Below are 375 nucleotides of genomic sequence, written 5' to 3'. Positions count from 1 at the left end.
ACGGTCGACCGGCTCAAGGACGAGACCGACATGGCGCTCACCCTGATCCCGCAGCCGCGAGTCGACACCGGCGCCTACGCCAAGTACGGGCCGCTGGTGTTCGAGAACTTCAACGGCTGGAACACCGGCATCACCTTCGCCAACCTCTCGGACAGCGCGAGCAACACGGTGACGGTGAGCTTCTACAACCAGGCCGGGCAACTGGTGTCGTCGGAGCAGCGGGTCTTGCAGCCGCGGGCGGTGGAGTACGTCTACCGGCCCGCGACGGCAGACGTGGGCACCGGCGGGCCGGTGGGTGACCTGCAGCAGGTGGTGGTGGAGGGCACGGCGCCCCTGGCGGCGGCGGCCGACTCGGTGAAGTACCGGGGCGAGCGG

1 protein-coding gene is annotated in these 375 nt (G+C 69.9%); it reads left to right on the top strand.

Annotated features, from left to right (window positions below; genetic code table 11):
* Positions 1 to 30: 30 nt before the first annotated feature.
* Positions 31 to 375 (top strand): hypothetical protein (locus tag NET02_RS16410; RefSeq protein ID WP_284058507.1); only part of this gene is annotated, 345 nt, incomplete at its 3' end.

The sequence above is a fragment of the Thermalbibacter longus genome, from assembly GCF_023806485.1.
GTDB classification, from domain to species: Bacteria; Chloroflexota; Chloroflexia; order Thermomicrobiales; family Thermomicrobiaceae; genus Thermalbibacter; species Thermalbibacter longus.
This window is presented reverse-complemented; position numbering and strand designations above follow the sequence as displayed.